16 protein-coding genes are annotated in these 14860 nt (G+C 59.2%); 8 read left to right on the forward strand and 8 right to left on the reverse strand.

The window, feature by feature from the left end:
* Window positions 1–40 precede the first annotated feature (40 nt).
* The gene (locus ACA041_RS27175; RefSeq protein ID WP_497438633.1) at window positions 41–319 is read right to left on the reverse strand and encodes a hypothetical protein; all 279 of its coding nucleotides are present in this window, start codon (window positions 317–319) and stop codon (window positions 41–43) included.
* 154 nt (window positions 320–473) lie between these two features.
* Window positions 474–1058 carry a YajG family lipoprotein gene (locus ACA041_RS27180; protein ID WP_150797322.1) on the reverse strand — a complete coding sequence of 195 codons (585 nt, stop codon included), beginning with the start codon at window positions 1056–1058 and terminating at the stop codon, window positions 474–476.
* 201 nt (window positions 1059–1259) lie between these two features.
* Between ACA041_RS27180 and ACA041_RS27185 the strand changes: the two genes are divergently transcribed.
* Together ACA041_RS27185 and mqo are read left to right on the forward strand one after the other, a co-directional pair.
* A complete protein-coding gene (locus ACA041_RS27185; protein ID WP_497438634.1) occupies window positions 1260–1493 on the forward strand; it encodes a hypothetical protein in 234 nt (77 codons plus the stop codon).
* Window positions 1494–2232: 739 nt separating this feature from the next.
* On the forward strand, window positions 2233–3741 hold the full coding sequence (mqo, locus tag ACA041_RS27190) for a malate dehydrogenase (quinone) (RefSeq protein WP_497438635.1): 1509 nt from the start codon (window positions 2233–2235) through the stop codon (window positions 3739–3741).
* A 69-nt stretch (window positions 3742–3810) separates the two neighbouring features.
* On the opposite strand, the gene ACA041_RS27195 is transcribed toward mqo, so the two are convergent.
* The 4 genes from ACA041_RS27195 to ACA041_RS27210 all read right to left on the reverse strand — a co-directional run bounded on the left by ACA041_RS27195 (window position 3811) and on the right by ACA041_RS27210 (window position 5812).
* The gene (locus tag ACA041_RS27195) at window positions 3811–4098 is read right to left on the reverse strand and encodes a PA4642 family protein (RefSeq protein ID WP_497438636.1); all 288 of its coding nucleotides are present in this window, start codon (window positions 4096–4098) and stop codon (window positions 3811–3813) included.
* A 63-nt stretch (window positions 4099–4161) separates the two neighbouring features.
* Window positions 4162–4647: a hypothetical protein gene (locus ACA041_RS27200; protein WP_497438637.1), complete on the reverse strand. Its 486-nt coding sequence runs from the start codon at window positions 4645–4647 to the stop codon at window positions 4162–4164.
* Window positions 4648–4776: 129 nt separating this feature from the next.
* Window positions 4777–5250, reverse strand: coding sequence for a WbuC family cupin fold metalloprotein (locus ACA041_RS27205; protein WP_497438638.1), 474 nt, complete (start codon window positions 5248–5250; stop codon window positions 4777–4779).
* A gap of 4 nt (window positions 5251–5254) precedes the next feature.
* Window positions 5255–5812 carry a hypoxanthine-guanine phosphoribosyltransferase gene (locus ACA041_RS27210; RefSeq protein ID WP_497438639.1) on the reverse strand — a complete coding sequence of 186 codons (558 nt, stop codon included), beginning with the start codon at window positions 5810–5812 and terminating at the stop codon, window positions 5255–5257.
* Window positions 5813–5978: 166 nt separating this feature from the next.
* Here ACA041_RS27210 and upp point away from each other — a divergent pair, with 166 nt between their 5' ends.
* Window positions 5979–6617 (forward strand): uracil phosphoribosyltransferase, encoded by a 639-nt coding sequence (gene upp / locus ACA041_RS27215; protein ID WP_497438640.1) that lies wholly within the window; start codon window positions 5979–5981, stop codon window positions 6615–6617.
* 2 nt (window positions 6618–6619) lie between these two features.
* Window positions 6620–7894 (forward strand): uracil-xanthine permease family protein, encoded by a 1275-nt coding sequence (locus tag ACA041_RS27220; protein ID WP_497438641.1) that lies wholly within the window; start codon window positions 6620–6622, stop codon window positions 7892–7894.
* Window positions 7895–8024: 130 nt separating this feature from the next.
* Here the strand turns inward: ACA041_RS27220 and hemH are convergent, their stop codons facing one another.
* Both hemH and ACA041_RS27230 read right to left on the reverse strand, forming a co-directional pair.
* Complete coding sequence (gene hemH / locus ACA041_RS27225; protein ID WP_497438642.1) at window positions 8025–9047, reverse strand: ferrochelatase; 1023 nt, start codon at window positions 9045–9047, stop codon at window positions 8025–8027.
* A 13-nt stretch (window positions 9048–9060) separates the two neighbouring features.
* On the reverse strand, window positions 9061–9963 hold the full coding sequence (locus ACA041_RS27230; protein ID WP_497438643.1) for a TIGR01777 family oxidoreductase: 903 nt from the start codon (window positions 9961–9963) through the stop codon (window positions 9061–9063).
* Between the two features lie 196 nt (window positions 9964–10159).
* Here ACA041_RS27230 and ACA041_RS27235 point away from each other — a divergent pair, with 196 nt between their 5' ends.
* The 4 genes from ACA041_RS27235 to phrB all read left to right on the forward strand — a co-directional run bounded on the left by ACA041_RS27235 (window position 10160) and on the right by phrB (window position 14759).
* On the forward strand, window positions 10160–11146 hold the full coding sequence (locus ACA041_RS27235) for an NAD(P)/FAD-dependent oxidoreductase (protein ID WP_497438644.1): 987 nt from the start codon (window positions 10160–10162) through the stop codon (window positions 11144–11146).
* A gap of 246 nt (window positions 11147–11392) precedes the next feature.
* Window positions 11393–12352 carry a YbgA family protein gene (locus ACA041_RS27240; RefSeq protein ID WP_497438645.1) on the forward strand — a complete coding sequence of 320 codons (960 nt, stop codon included), beginning with the start codon at window positions 11393–11395 and terminating at the stop codon, window positions 12350–12352.
* Window positions 12352–13293, forward strand: a complete 942-nt coding sequence (locus ACA041_RS27245) for a MerR family transcriptional regulator (RefSeq protein WP_497438646.1) — start codon at window positions 12352–12354, stop codon at window positions 13291–13293. Before ACA041_RS27240 ends, ACA041_RS27245 begins: the two co-directional genes overlap by 1 nt.
* Before the next feature lie 20 nt (window positions 13294–13313).
* Window positions 13314–14759, forward strand: a complete 1446-nt coding sequence (phrB, locus tag ACA041_RS27250) for a deoxyribodipyrimidine photo-lyase (RefSeq protein ID WP_497438647.1) — start codon at window positions 13314–13316, stop codon at window positions 14757–14759.
* The last annotated feature ends 101 nt before the right edge of the window (window positions 14760–14860 follow it).

Raw genomic sequence — 14860 nt, forward strand, 5'->3', positions numbered from 1 at the left:
CGCCGTTTTCTTTTTCCAGGATCTTTTGCTTTTTGACGATCTAGACCTGCGTGCTGATCCACGACACCAGCAGCGCCAATCCCAGGCAGGCGAAACCGAAGCGATAGAAAAACCGGTTCATGCGCAAGGTCGCCCAATCCAGATTGGGCTCTTCGCCAGGACGACGCTGGCGCTGTGTCTCGATGCTCGCCAACGCCCGCTGCTCACGACGGCGGGTCGCATGCAGCAACCAGCTGCCAGGAAAAGCCAACAGCAAGGCCAGCAGGTTGATCAATTTGGCGGGATGGGCGGTAAACAGCGTCATCAAATGCAGCGACATCACGAACCTCGGATAAATCAGGTGTGGCAGACGCCGGGCCGACGACCGCGGCGCGGATTCTACCGAAAGCCCCGCGCTGCTGCCCCGCCCTTTGCGACAAATAGCGCACCATCTGGCAGATTACTGTTCTGCCGAAATCCAACGCAGGGGTGCATTATTCGTTGAGAACCTGGCCAATCGTCGGATCCTTGAACAGACGCGTCAACGCATCGCTCAACACATCACTGACCAGCTTGGTGTTGGTTTCCTGATTAGGCGCCATACCGAAACGCTGATCCAGGGAGGCACCGTAGCGGCCGCTGTAACGGCGGTTGGCGTTCTGCACATCGGAGCGGAAGGTCGCGCCAATGGTCGCCTCGGTCACGTACATGCCTTCTTTGGGCGACTGATACTTCAATTCCGCCAGGGTCACCGTCAACTGCGGCGCATTCAGCGCGTTGGACGTCGGAGTAAAGCCCAGCAAGCGCACGGCCGCTTCGGCCTGGGCCTGCAACTTCGGCAGAATCTGCGCGCCCTGCACGGTGATCGCGCTGGTCTCGGGATACAAGCCACCGCGGGTACCCAGGGTAGGCGACGGACGACCGTCCACCACGCGCACCACCACCGGCTGGCCACGGCCGACCGGCGCCAGCTGGGTCGTCAGCTTGGGTTCCGGATTCAGTTGTTGCGGGCTGTGGGCGCAGCCAACCAGGGTCAAACTGGTCACAGTAATCAAACCGAACAACAGGCGTTGCAACATGCTCTTCTCTCCAGAATCAGGCACAAACAAGGCCGCAGTATAGCGGTGCGCCACTGCAGCGAACCAGCGCAACAATTACGGAAAAGTCTGACAAAGCTTTCAGACCGCGATACCTGTCACACACCTGTCATCGCTCATACACTTTCGCGTCACAGCCAAAGGCCAATCTAAATAACAGTCGCCCCCACCAGGTACTCCGTCATGCGTTATCTCATCTCGCTGTTCGCGCCACGCCCGCTGCATCGCTGCTTTGCCTTGCTCGACCGCAATGGCCACTGCCAGGCATTCAAGCAGTGCAGCCTCCAGCCCATGGGCGATGGCTGGGTCGAGATCGAAGAAATCCGTCTCAATTGGCTGCACCATCCCCTGCCCGCCAGCGCCCGCGTCAACCAGCGCCAACCCCGCGCGCGGGTGCAACATCTGCTGACCACCTGACCAGACGCCTAATAAAAGTCATTAAACACGACCATTTCCCTGCGTTTCTTCGCTACAATCTCCCCCCGATTATAAGGACGTCTCCTGATCGGGCCTCGCAGCATCGTCAATACCCCGGTATTGGCACCCCGCACCGCCCACAGAGAGCCGCCCACACAGATCGAGTGAAGCTGGCGCGCTTGCTGTTCCTTGAGCAAAACCCCCACTTTTCGCGAATCTGCAGAGCTGTCATTACGCTCGGTCACTGAGCTGTTTGCCCGTTTTGACTGTCATGTATTGCATGGCGGTCATTCCATCCGGGCACGGTGCCAGGCTGGGACAGCCCTTTTTGAGGTTCACGTCTTCAAAAGAGCGTGAAAAAAACGGGTTTTCACAACTTCACAAGAGTGTGGCGAGCAAATGAATAGTTTTGCGTCTGAACATGCACCATTAGCGTCTGAAACAGCCCAACGACACAGGCCCGAGTACTCCTCGAACACCGGAGCCTGAAGCCTGTCCGCTACGGATTTGGTTGCACAAACGGATGTATCGACCATAAGTCGAATTGCCAGCCGCGCGTTGAAGTGAGTTCATGTAGCTCTTTTAGACCCGGCCGGTAGCGTCCGTCGAAGTTGCGAAAAATTGCGAAGATTCGGACATGGCGTACCTGCCATGGGTACATGGGGCATCACTGACACGCCCCGGAACGCCTGGCAGCCATGCCGACAATTTGGTGCTGCAGATTTTGGAGACGCGTTAAATGGCGCATAACGAAGCAGTCGACGTAGTACTGGTTGGGGCAGGCATCATGAGTGCCACCCTGGCTGTGCTGCTTAAAGAGCTCGACCCCGCGATCAAGCTGGAAGTCGTCGAGCTGATGGATTCCGGTGCTGCGGAGAGTTCGAACCCGTGGAACAACGCCGGGACCGGTCACGCCGGGCTGTGTGAGCTCAACTACACGCCGCAGGCCGCCGACGGCACCGTCGACATCAAGAAAGCCGTGCACATCAACACCCAGTTCGAGGTGTCGAAGCAGTTCTGGACCTACCTGACCAAAAAGGGCACCTTCGGCTCGTCCAAGACCTTCATCAGCCCGGTGCCGCACCTGAGCTTCGTGCAAGGCAATGATGGCGTTTCCTTCCTGAAGGAACGCTTCAAGAAGCTGAGCAAGCACCACGCCTTCTCGGACATGGAATACACCGAAGACAAGGCGACCATGGCTGAGTGGATGCCGCTGATGATGCCGGGCCGGCCGGCCGACGAAATTGTCGCCGCCACCCGCGTCATGAACGGCACCGACGTCAACTTCGGCGCCCTGACCAACCAATTGCTCAAGCACCTGACCAGCGCACCCGACGCCCAGGTCAAGTACTGCAAGCGCGTTACCGGCCTGAAGCGTAACGGCAGCGGCTGGACCGTCAGCATCAAGGACGTCAACAGCGGCAACTCCCGTGAAGTCGACGCCAAATTCGTCTTCCTCGGCGCTGGCGGCGCGGCATTGCCGTTGTTGCAGGCTTCGGGCATCGAAGAAAGCAAAGGCTTCGGCGGCTTCCCGATCAGCGGCCAATGGCTGCGTTGCGACAATCCGGAAGTGGTCAAACACCACCAGGCCAAGGTCTACAGCCAGGCTGCGGTCGGTTCGCCGCCCATGTCCGTACCGCACCTGGATACTCGCGTAGTCGACGGCAAGAAATCCCTGCTGTTCGGACCTTACGCCGGTTTCACCACCAAGTTCCTCAAGCACGGCTCCTTCATGGACCTGCCGATGTCGGTTCGCGCCGGCAACATCGGCCCGATGCTGGCCGTGGCAAAAAACAACATGGACCTGACCAAGTACCTGGTCAGTGAAGTGATGCAGTCGATGGAGCAGCGCCTGGATTCCCTGCGCCGTTTCTACCCGGAGGCGAAAGCCGAAGACTGGCGCCTGGAAGTAGCCGGCCAACGGGTGCAAATCATCAAGAAAGACCCGAAAAAAGGTGGCGTCCTGCAGTTCGGTACCGAACTGGTCGCGGCCAAGGACGGTACCCTCGCCGCCCTGCTCGGCGCTTCGCCAGGCGCATCGGTGACCGTTTCGATCATGCTGGAACTGATCGAAAAATGCTTCCCGAACAAAACGTCCGGTGAATGGGCTGCCAAACTGGCGGAAATCTTCCCGGCTCGGGAAAAGGTCCTGGAAACCGATGCTGCGCTGTATCGCAGGATCAATGTGCAAAACAACATCGCGCTGGAACTGGTTGAAGCAAGCAACGAGACCGAAAGCTACGCTTGATTCGGCCGCATAAAAAACGCCCCGCTCCTGCACAGGAACGGGGCGTTTTTTTGTGTTGCTTAAAAGGCCTTAACCGCGAGCCTTTTCGATCAATTCGATGTACTCGGCCGCATTACGCTGATCCTTGATCAGGGCAACGAAGTCATTACCGTGCTCATCCTTGCCGTCCAGATCCAGACCGGCTTCGACGAAGAACGTCAGAAAACGCCCGAAATCATCGATGCGCAGGCCGCGATAAGCCTTGATGAGTTTGTGCAACGACGGCGAAGTGGCGTCGACCGGCTCGAAATCGAGGAACAGCTTGATCTGCGCATCGCCGATCTCGTCACCAATCACTTGCTTCTTATCTTTACGCATTGCCGACTCCAGCTCGCAGACATTTCACAGGGCGGGCAGTTTACCCCTCACTGGGCGTCTGGCTCAACGCGGACGAACACTGCCTGTATGCAGATCGGCCCAGACATGGCCATTGGCGTAGCTGAGGAACTGGCAATACACCGTGTCGTTACGCAACAAGTCAATCACCACCCGGTACTGCGCCATTGGGTAAAACAGCGTCAGGGTCTTGCTCTTGTCGTCGTAGATCGGCTTTTTCAGGCTTTTGCTTTCGCCATCGAAATTGACCAGCACCTGGTTGATGGTCGCGCCCTTGTTCAAGGATTTGCCCTTGAGGCGTACCAGCAACGGGGAAGTGACCGGAATGGGTTGTTGATTGGACTGACGCTGGCTGCCGACGACCACCGAATATTCGGTGACCTGCAGCAATTGTTGCTGCTCGGGAGCCGTGTCACGCAGGGTCAGGTCGTCCGGGGGCAGGAACTGCGCGTGCATGGGTGCCGGGGCGGCGGACAGGGGCACGCTGAAGGTCAGCAACAGGGCGGCGCAGCTGCGGATCAAAAGGCTCATGACGGGCTCCGGAGGGCGGGTGTAGGAGCGAGCTTGCTCGCGATGAACGATACGGCACCGCGTTGTTTCAGACACCCCGCGTTATCGTTAACCACCATCGCGAGCAAGCTCGCTCCTACAGGGGGCATATCAATCGAACTGCGCGCGCATCCACGCCTGATACTCGGTGACACCCGGTTCGCCTTCGCGCGGCGCCCAGTGAGCAAGCTCACCTTCACCTACCGGGCGATAAGGTCCGGCCTTGCACTCGAACATCAGGCTGTCCGCTTCCAACACCACCAAGCCATGAAACACGCCTGTTGGCAGGTCCACGCCGACACAGTCGCCACCGGCCTGCAGAATCTGTTTTTTCAGTACGGTGCCAGACTCATCGAAAATCAGCAGGCCAAGCCGCCCTTTAAGGACCAGCAAGGTTTCGGCCTTGTTATCGCCCAGGTGGCGGTGAGGCGGAATGTAAGTGTTCGGCTGCAACCCTACGGCCATGCGGTGACAGGCATCTTCCATCTGATGGAAATTGTGATGCTGACGCCCGCGCGGATTAGCCGCCGCTTTCTCGGCCAACTCAGTGAACAGGGTTTGATCAAGAAAGCTCGGCGTGGTCATGTGCTTACATTCCTTTAACGGCAAAAATTCCGTTGGCGTTACGCCAGTAGCCTTTGTAGTCCATGCCGTAACCGAAGATGTAACGGTCGATGCACGGCAGGCCGACGAAGTCAGCCTTGAGGTCCGGGCGGGCCTTGCGGTTGTGATCCTTGTCGATCAGCACGGCGGTGTGCACTTTGCGTGCGCCGGCGTGTTTGCAGAAGTCGATGATCGCGCCCAGGGTGTGACCTTCGTCGAGGATGTCGTCAATGATCAGCACGTCACGGTCGATGAACGAGACTTCCGGCTTGGCTTTCCAGAACAGGTCGCCGCCGCTGGTTTCATTGCGATAACGGGTAGCGTGCAGGTAGGAAGCTTCCAGCGGGAACTGCAAATGCGTGAGCAGCTTGCCGGCGAAAATCAGCCCGCCGTTCATCACGCAGAATACCACCGGGTTACTCTCGGCCAGCTGGTCGTTGATGTGTGCACCGACGCGGGCGATAGCCGCCTCGACTTCAGCTTCGGTGTACAGGCAGTCAGCCTCTCGCATGATTTGACGGATATGCTCGAGATCAGCGGACATGGCGCTCTCCAGGAGGGGGTGGCGGGTGAGGAAAAGCGGGCAAAGGTACGCATCCCGCACGGCCAGATCAAGCGTTTGTGGACTAACGTACTCTATGTCTATAGGACAACACCCTCGGATAGATTAATCTAGGCCGGTTTTTTTGCCCGCCGCCGGAGCCTTTCCCATGCCCATCCTCGAGATCCGCCATCCGCTGATCCGTCATAAACTTGGCCTAATGCGCCGCGCAGACATCAGCACCAAGAATTTCCGTGAGCTCGCTCAGGAAGTGGGTGCGCTGCTGACCTACGAAGCCACCAAAGACCTGCCGCTGGAAACCTACGATATCGAAGGTTGGGCCGGCACTGTGTCGGTCGAGAAAATCGCCGGCAAGAAAATTACCGTGGTGCCGATCCTGCGCGCCGGTATCGGCATGCTCGAAGGCGTGCTCAGCCTGATCCCGGGCGCCAAAGTCAGCGCCGTGGGCGTGGCCCGCAATGAACAGACCCTGCAGGCCCATACCTACCTGGAAAAACTGGTTCCGGAAATCAACGAACGCCTGGCGATGATCATCGATCCGATGCTCGCCACCGGCAGTTCCATGGTCGCCACCATTGACCTGCTGAAGAAGGCCGGTTGCCGCGACATCCGTGCCATGGTCCTGGTTGCCGCGCCGGAAGGCATCGCCGCCGTGGAGCAGGCTCACCCGGACGTCACCATCTACACCGCCTCCATTGATGAAAAATTGAACGAACACGGTTACATCATCCCAGGCCTGGGCGACGCCGGTGACAAGATCTTCGGTACCAAGCAGAAGGACGCTTGAGCATGCAGGATGAGTTCAACGATCCGCTCTGGCGCACGATACTGTCGGGTGCGCAGATGCTGTTCGTGGCGTTCGGCGCACTGGTGTTGATGCCGCTGATTACCGGTCTCGATCCGAATGTGGCGCTGTTCACGGCCGGCCTGGGGACGATTCTGTTCCAGATCGTCACCGGGCGTCAGGTGCCGGTGTTCCTGGCGTCGAGCTTTGCCTTTATCACGCCGATCATCCTCGCCAAGGGCCAGTTCGGCCTTGCGGCGACCATGGGTGGCGTGATGGCGGCAGGCTTCGTCTACACCTTCCTCGGCCTGGCCGTGAAGATCAAGGGCACAGGTTTCATCGATCGTTTGCTGCCGCCGGTGGTGATCGGGCCGGTGATCATTTCCATTGGCCTGGCCATGGCGCCGATTGCCGCGAACATGGCGATGGGTAAGGCGGGGGACGGCACCGAGCTGATTCCTTACCAGACGGCGATGATGATCTCGATGCCGGCGCTGCTGACCACCCTGATCGTCGCGGTGTTCGGCAAAGGCATTTTCCGCCTGGTGCCGATCATCTCCGGGGTGCTGGTGGGCTTTGCGATGGCGTTCTACTTCGGCGTGGTCGACACCGCGAAGATTGCCGCAGCACCCTGGTTCGCGATTCCGCACTTCACTGCGCCGGAATTCAACTGGCAGGCGATTCTGTTCATCGTTCCGGTGGCGTTGGCCCCGGCCATCGAGCACATCGGCGGCGTTATCGCGGTCGGTAGCGTGACCGGTCGCGATTACCTGAAGAAACCTGGTTTGCACCGTACTCTGCTGGGTGACGGCATTGCCACCACCGCAGCCGGACTGTTCGGCGGTCCGCCCAACACCACCTATGCCGAAGTGACCGGCGCGGTGATGCTGACCAAGAACTACAACCCGAAAATCATGACCTGGGCGGCGATTTTCGCCATCAGCCTGGCGTTCGTCGGCAAATTCGGTGCGCTGCTGCAAAGCATCCCGGTGCCAGTGATGGGCGGGATTCTGTGCCTGCTGTTCGGTTCGATCGCGGCGGTGGGGATGAACACGCTGATTCGCCATAAAATCGACCTGGGCGAGGCGCGCAATCTGGTGATTGTCTCGGTGACCCTGGTGTTCGGCATTGGCGGCGTGCTGGTCGGCACCGGCACCGGCCCGGATGACTTCGGCCTCAAAGGCATCGCGCTGTGCGCGGTGACGGCGATTGCGCTGAATCTGTTGCTGCCGGGCAATGACAGCTGGAAGCACAAGAAGGCGAATGAGTCGTTACTGTAATGGCTTGAGAAATTTGCAGTCAGTTGGATAGCTATCGCGAGCAAGCTCGCTCCCACATTTGATCTGTAGTGCTCACAAATAGTGTGTTCACAGAAAATCCAGTGTGGGAGCGAGCTTGCTCGCGATGCTTTTACAGCGCCAACGGCGCTCGCTCGCACAAGGCATTCAACGCTTTCGCCCACTGCGGATCATCATTGAGACACGGCACCAACAGCAACTCCTCGCCCCCCGCCTCGCGGAATTGCTCCTTGCCGCGATCACCAATCTCTTCCAGCGTCTCGATGCAATCGGCGACGAACGCCGGGCACATTACCAGCACCTTCTTCACGCCCATTCCCGCCAACTCATCAAGGCGCGCTTCGGTGTAGGGTTCGATCCACTTGGCCCGACCCAGCCGCGACTGGAACGACACTGACCACTTGCCATCCGGCAGCCCCATGCGCTTGGCGAACTCGGCTGCGGTTCGCAGGCACTGACCGCGATAACAGGTCGCGACCACTTCCGGTGGAGCATCGGCGCAGCAATCGCCGCCCCCTTCAAAGCAATGACCTGGATTGAGCTTCTTCAGGTGCCGTTCCGGCAATCCGTGAAAACTCAACAACAGGTGATCGTAATCCTGTTGCAGATAAGGCCTCGCACTGGCCACCAGCGCATCAAGGTATTCCGGCTGATCGTAGAACGGCTGGAGTATCGAGAATTGCATGTCGAGCTTTTTATCGCGCACCACCCGCTTGGCTTCTTCAATCACCGTGGTCACGGTGCTGTCGGCGAACTGTGGATAAAGGGGCGCGAGGGTCACTCGTTTGTGGCCCTGAGCGGCCAACTGCACCAGCTTCGATTCAATCGAAGGCTCGCCGTAACGCATCGCCAGCTCCACCGGACCGTGAGTCCACTGGGCGCTCATGGCCTGTTGCAGGCGACGGCTGAGGACCACCAGCGGCGAGCCTTCCTCCCACCAGATCGAGGCGTAGGCGTGAGCCGACTGCTCCGGACGTTTGAACAGGATCAGCGACACCAGCAAACGTCGCACCGGCCATGGCAGGTCGATCACATACGGGTCCATCAGAAATTGATTGAGGTAACTGCGCACATCCGGCACCGAGGTGGAGGCAGGTGAGCCGAGATTGACCAGAAGCAATGCGTGATCGGTCATGCAACGTCCTATTTCAGAGGCGGCTGGACAGATCGTCCAGAGCCGCGCGCAAATCAGTGAACCGGAATGTGAATCCCGCTTGCAGCAAGCGAGCCGGCACAGCCTTCTGGCCGCCCAGCAACAGCAATGACAACTCGCCCAGGCACACTTTTAAAGCCAGGGCTGGCATCGGCATGAACGACGGGCGATGCAGCACGCTGCCCAACGTTTTGGCAAACTCGCGATTGCGCACCGGCTGGGGCGCGCAGGCATTATAAGGACCACTGGCGTCGTTCCGATGCAGAAGAAAATCAATCAGGGCGATTTGATCGTCGATATGGATCCACGGCATCCACTGCCGACCGTTGCCGATCGGCCCGCCCAGCCCCATTTTGAACGGCAGCAACAACCGCGACAAAAAGCCGCCCTCGGCCGACAGCACCAGCCCGGTACGGATGAGGATCACACGAATGCCCAACGCCTCGGCTCGCTGGGCGGTTTCCTCCCAGGCAATGCACAGCTGACTGGCGAAATCATCGATGACCGGGGGAGATTCCTCGGTCAATTCCCGTTCTCCACCGTCGCCATACCAGCCAATGGCTGATCCCGAGATCAATACCTGGGGTTTTTGCTCACGGCTTTCGAGCCAGGCCAGCAGGGTTTCGGTCAGGGTAATCCGGCTGCTCCAAAGCAAAGCCTTACGCTTGGAGGTCCATGGCCGGTCGGCAATCGGAGCACCCGCCAGATTGATAATGGCATCCACCGTTTCTTGCCCGAGGTCTTCGAACAGGGCGATTCCACGCACCTGTGCACCGCAAATTTTCGCGACTTTTTCCGGCGTGCGGCTCAAGACAGTCAGACGATGCCCCTGACTCAACCAGTGTCGGCAGAGTTGACGTCCTATCAAACCAGTACCGCCGGTCAGCAATATGTGCATGACTACTTCCTCGCGTGGCGTTTTACCCTGATCACTAGTCTATTTTTATAAGCAGGGATCTTTGGTATCGGGCAGGCTCTGTGTTTAACAATAGGCCAAGCTGTCAGAACGAGAACGCTAAAAGTTATACCAAAAAACAATATTGTACAGGTTTAAACCCCGGCGTAGTCTGTACAGAAAGGTAAACGAGGCCCCTATGACTGTACCTATCGCAATCATCGGCACCGGCATCGCCGGACTGTCAGCCGCCCAGGCCCTTACGGAGGCCGGGCATGTCGTTCAACTTTTCGATAAAAGCCACGGCAGTGGCGGACGCATGTCGAGCAAGCGTAGCGATGCGGGTGCCCTCGACCTGGGCGCGCAGTATTTCACTGCTCGCGATCGCCGCTTCGTCACGGAAGTCCAGCGCTGGCAAGCCAATGGCTGGGTCGCCGAATGGACGCCGCAGCTCTACACCTACCACGGCGGCCAACTCAACCTGTCGCCGGACGAACAGACCCGCTGGGTCGGTACGCCACGCATGAGCGCCATCACCCGTGGCCTGCTCGGCGATCTGGAAGTGCAGTTCGCCTGTCGGATCACCGAGGTCTATCGTGGCGAGGAGCACTGGCATCTGCAGGATGCCGAAGGCTTCACCCACGGCCCGTTCGGTCATGTGGTGATCGCCACGCCAGCGCCGCAGGCCACCGCGCTGCTGGCCTCCGCGCCGAAGCTCGCCGGTGCCGCCGCCGGTGTGAAAATGGACCCGACCTGGGCCGTCGCACTGGCGTTCGAAACGCCGCTGGATACCCCCATGGAAGGTTGCTTCGTGCAGGACAGTCCGCTCGACTGGCTGGCCCGCAACCGCAGCAAACCTGGGCGCGACACCACACTCGATACCTGGGTGCTGCATGCCACCAGTACCTGGAGCCGGCAACATATCGACTTGTCCAAGGAAGCGGTGATCGAGCAACTGCATGGCGCGTTCGCCGAACTGCTCCACGACGCGATGCCCCCTCCCACCTTCAGCCTTGCCCACCGCTGGCTCTACGCCCGCCCTGCCAGCAGCCATGAATGGGGAGTACTGGCCGATGCCGATCTGGGCCTCTATGTGTGCGGCGACTGGTGCCTGTCCGGGCGTGTGGAAGGTGCATGGCTCAGCGGCCAGGAAGCCGCCAGACGCTTGCACGCGCATTTGCAGTAGACCGAAGTTGATTCACCGTTGGAGCTGCCGAAGGCTGCGATCTTTTGACTTTGATTCCTTCAGCGGCTCCCCATACCAAGATCAAAAGATCTGTGGCAGCTCCTGAAGGGGATGCGTTCGCGGGAAAACCGGGATTAGCGCGGAAAAACCTATACAAACAGTTTGACTTGTACACCTTTGAATCTATGATGAAGTCATGTTGTACAGAATACAAAATCTGTACAGGTCTGGATTCGAGGTGCCTTGATGCCCCACCCCACCGTGAAACCGAAAATCGCCATCAGCGCCTGCCTGATGGGTGCCGAGGTGCGCTTCAACGGCGGGCACAAGGAATCGCGGCTGTGCAGCCGCACCCTCACTGACTACTTCGATTTCGTCCCTGTGTGTCCGGAAGTCGCCATCGGCCTCGGCATCCCTCGCGATCCCATTCGCCTGGTGGGCAACCCCGAACAACCCGATGCCATCGGTACGGTCGATTCCTCGATCAATGTCACTCGCCCCCTGGCTGACTACGGCCAGCAAATGGCGGCGGAGCTCGATGGTATTTGCGGCTACATCTTCATGCAGAAGTCCCCGTCATGCGGGCTGGAACGGGTCAAGGTGTACCAGGCCAACGGTGCGCCCGCAAACGGTGGTGGTCGCGGCATCTACGCCCAGGCGTTTTGCGCCCTGCATCCGGATTTGCCGGTGGAAGAAGACGGGCGACTCAACGACCCGGTGCTGCGGGAAAACTTCCTGACCCGCGTATTTGCCTATGCCGCCTGGCAGCAGCTGCGGCAAGAAGGCCTGACCCGCCGCAGCCTCACGGACTTTCACTCGCGCTACAAATACCTGCTGATGGCCCACAACCCGGTGCACTACAAAATCCTGGGCAGTCTGCTGGGCAACATGGGCCAGACCCATCCCGGCGAACTGGGCCCACGCTATTTCAGCGAACTGATGGCCGCATTGAAACAATGCGCCACGCGCCGCACCCACACCAATGTCCTGCAACACATCAGTGGCTATCTGAAACAAGCGATCAGCGCTGAAGACAAGCAGGAGGTCCAGCACGTTATCGGCCAGTACCGTCAAGGCATAGTGCCGCTGGTGGTGCCGCTGACCCTGCTCAAACATCATTTTCGCCAGCACCCGGATCCGTACATTGCGCAGCAGGTTTACCTGCAACCGCATCCGGAAAATCTCAGCCTGCGAAACGCTATCTGATGAAAACCCCACTCGACACCAGCGCCAGCGAAGATCTGGGCGCCGACTTCGCAAAGGCCCTCGATGAAGGCTGGCTGCCCATTCGCGAAGTGGCCCGCCAGACCGGCGTCAACGCTGTGACCTTGCGTGCCTGGGAACGGCGTTATGGCCTGATCGTGCCGCAACGTACCCCCAAGGGACATAGGCTGTTCTGCGCCGAACACGTTCAACGCATTCTGACGATTCTGACCTGGCTCAATCGCGGCGTCGCCGTCAGCCAGGTCAAGCAACTGCTCGACACCCCGCAGGCCTTGACCGAATCGGTCGAAAGCGAGTGGCATGTGCTGCGCCATACACTGCTGAATGCCGTCACTCATCTGAGCGAACGCACCCTCGATGACACCGTCAACCAGGCCATGGCGCTGTATCCACCGCGAACCTTGTGCGAACAACTGCTGATGCCGTTGCTGGCGGAACTGGAACAACGCTGGCAAGGCCAGTTCGGCGCTCAGATGGAGCGGGTGTTTTTCTTCTCTTGGCTACGCAGTAAATTCGGCGCGCGCATCTACCATAACAACCGCCAGCTGCGCAGTGCGCCGCTGCTGCTGATCAATCACTCGGACCTGCCGCTCGAACCACACCTGTGGCTCACCGCCTGGTTGGTCAGCAGCGCCGATTGCCCGGTGGAAGTGTTCGACTGGCCACTTCCCGCCGGCGAGCTGGCGCTGGCGGTCGATCACCTGAAAGCACGCGGCGTACTGCTGTATTCCAGCAAAGCCATCAACCTTTCGCAGCTGACGAAACTTTTGACCAGTCTCAGTTGCCCAAAAATCATTGCCGGACCAACGGTGTGCATCCACCACGCCGAGTTATCCGCAAAAGCTACCGAGACTGCTGACTTGTTCCTGGCCGTAGACCCGTTATCGGCTCACCAGGGCCTGGTCCAGCGCGGGCTCATTTAAATGTTTCCATGGACACCACCATGCAATTGATCTGGCTGCGCAGCGACTTGCGCCTACATGACAATACCGCCCTCTCGGCCGGCGCAGCGCGTGGTCCGAGCGTGGCGGTGTACCTGCTGAGCCCGGATCAATGGCTGGAACACGACGACGCGCCGTGCAAAGTGGATTTCTGGCTGCGCAACTTGAACGAATTGAGCCGCGCACTGGGCGAACTGAACATCCCCCTGCTGATCCGCAACGCACCACGCTGGGATGACGCTGCGAAGGTGTTGCTCGATCTTTGTCAGCAGTTGGGCATTGACGCGGTACACGTCAACGAGGAATACGGCATTCATGAAACCCGTCGGGACTTGGCAGTGGCCGACGCACTCAAGACCAAAGGGATCGAGTTTCACAGCTATCTCGACCAGCTGCTGTTCAAGCCCGGCAGCGTCCTGACCAGGACCGGTACTTATTTCCAGGTGTTCAGCCAGTTCCGCAAGGTGTGCCACGAACGCCTGCATCATGCGTTTCCGAGTCTGATCAACGCCCCCACGGTGCAAGCTTCATTAAACATCAAGCCCGACAAGATTCCCGCCAACATCGATGGCTTCGACACGCCTGGCGACCGCTTGCGCGCCCTCTGGCCGGCCGGTGAACGCGAAGCCCGGCGTCGCCTCGACAGCTTTACCGACGCACAGATCGACTATTACCAAAGCGAGCGGGACTTCCCGGCCAAACCCGGCACCAGTCAGCTTTCGGCCTATCTCGCGGCCGGGGTGATATCCCCCCGCCAATGCCTGCACGCTGCGCTGCAAAGCAATCAGGGCGAGTTCGAAAGCGGCAAGCCGGGCGCCGTCACTTGGATCAACGAATTGTTGTGGCGCGAATTCTACAAACACATTCTGGTGGGCTACCCACGGGTTTCCCGTCACCGCGCCTTCCGCCCGGAAACCGAAGCCCTGGCCTGGCGCGATGCCCCTGAAGAACTCCTGGCCTGGCAGCAAGCCCGCACCGGGCTGCCAATCATCGACGCCGCCATGCGCCAATTGCTGGAAACCGGCTGGATGCACAACCGTTTACGCATGGTAGTGGCGATGTTTCTGACCAAGAACCTGCTGATCGACTGGCGTGAAGGTGAACGCTTTTTCATGCGCCACCTCATCGATGGCGACCTCGCGGCCAATAACGGCGGTTGGCAGTGGAGTTCATCCACGGGCACCGATTCGGCGCCCTATTTCCGGATCTTCAACCCGTTGAGCCAGTCGGAAAAATTCGACGCCGAGGGCGTGTTCATCAAGCACTGGCTGCCGGAATTGGCCGAACTGAGCAAAAAAGAAGTGCACAACCCGGCAAACCTCGGTGAGCTGTTTGGTGTGGCAGGTTATCCGTCGCCGATCGTCAATCTTAGTGAGTCCCGCACTCGAGCGCTGGCGGCGTTCAAGAATCTACCGTCGCGGCAGAACGCAGGAGGCGCGGATGAGTGATCTCCTGCGCGAGAAAGTATATTGCCACCGGGATTACTTCGATGCCCGGGCACTCTTTTATGAATATCTACCCGTATTGGGCCAGTCGTGTGCCTGGCTGA

Source organism: Pseudomonas sp. LBUM1676 (assembly GCF_059695605.1).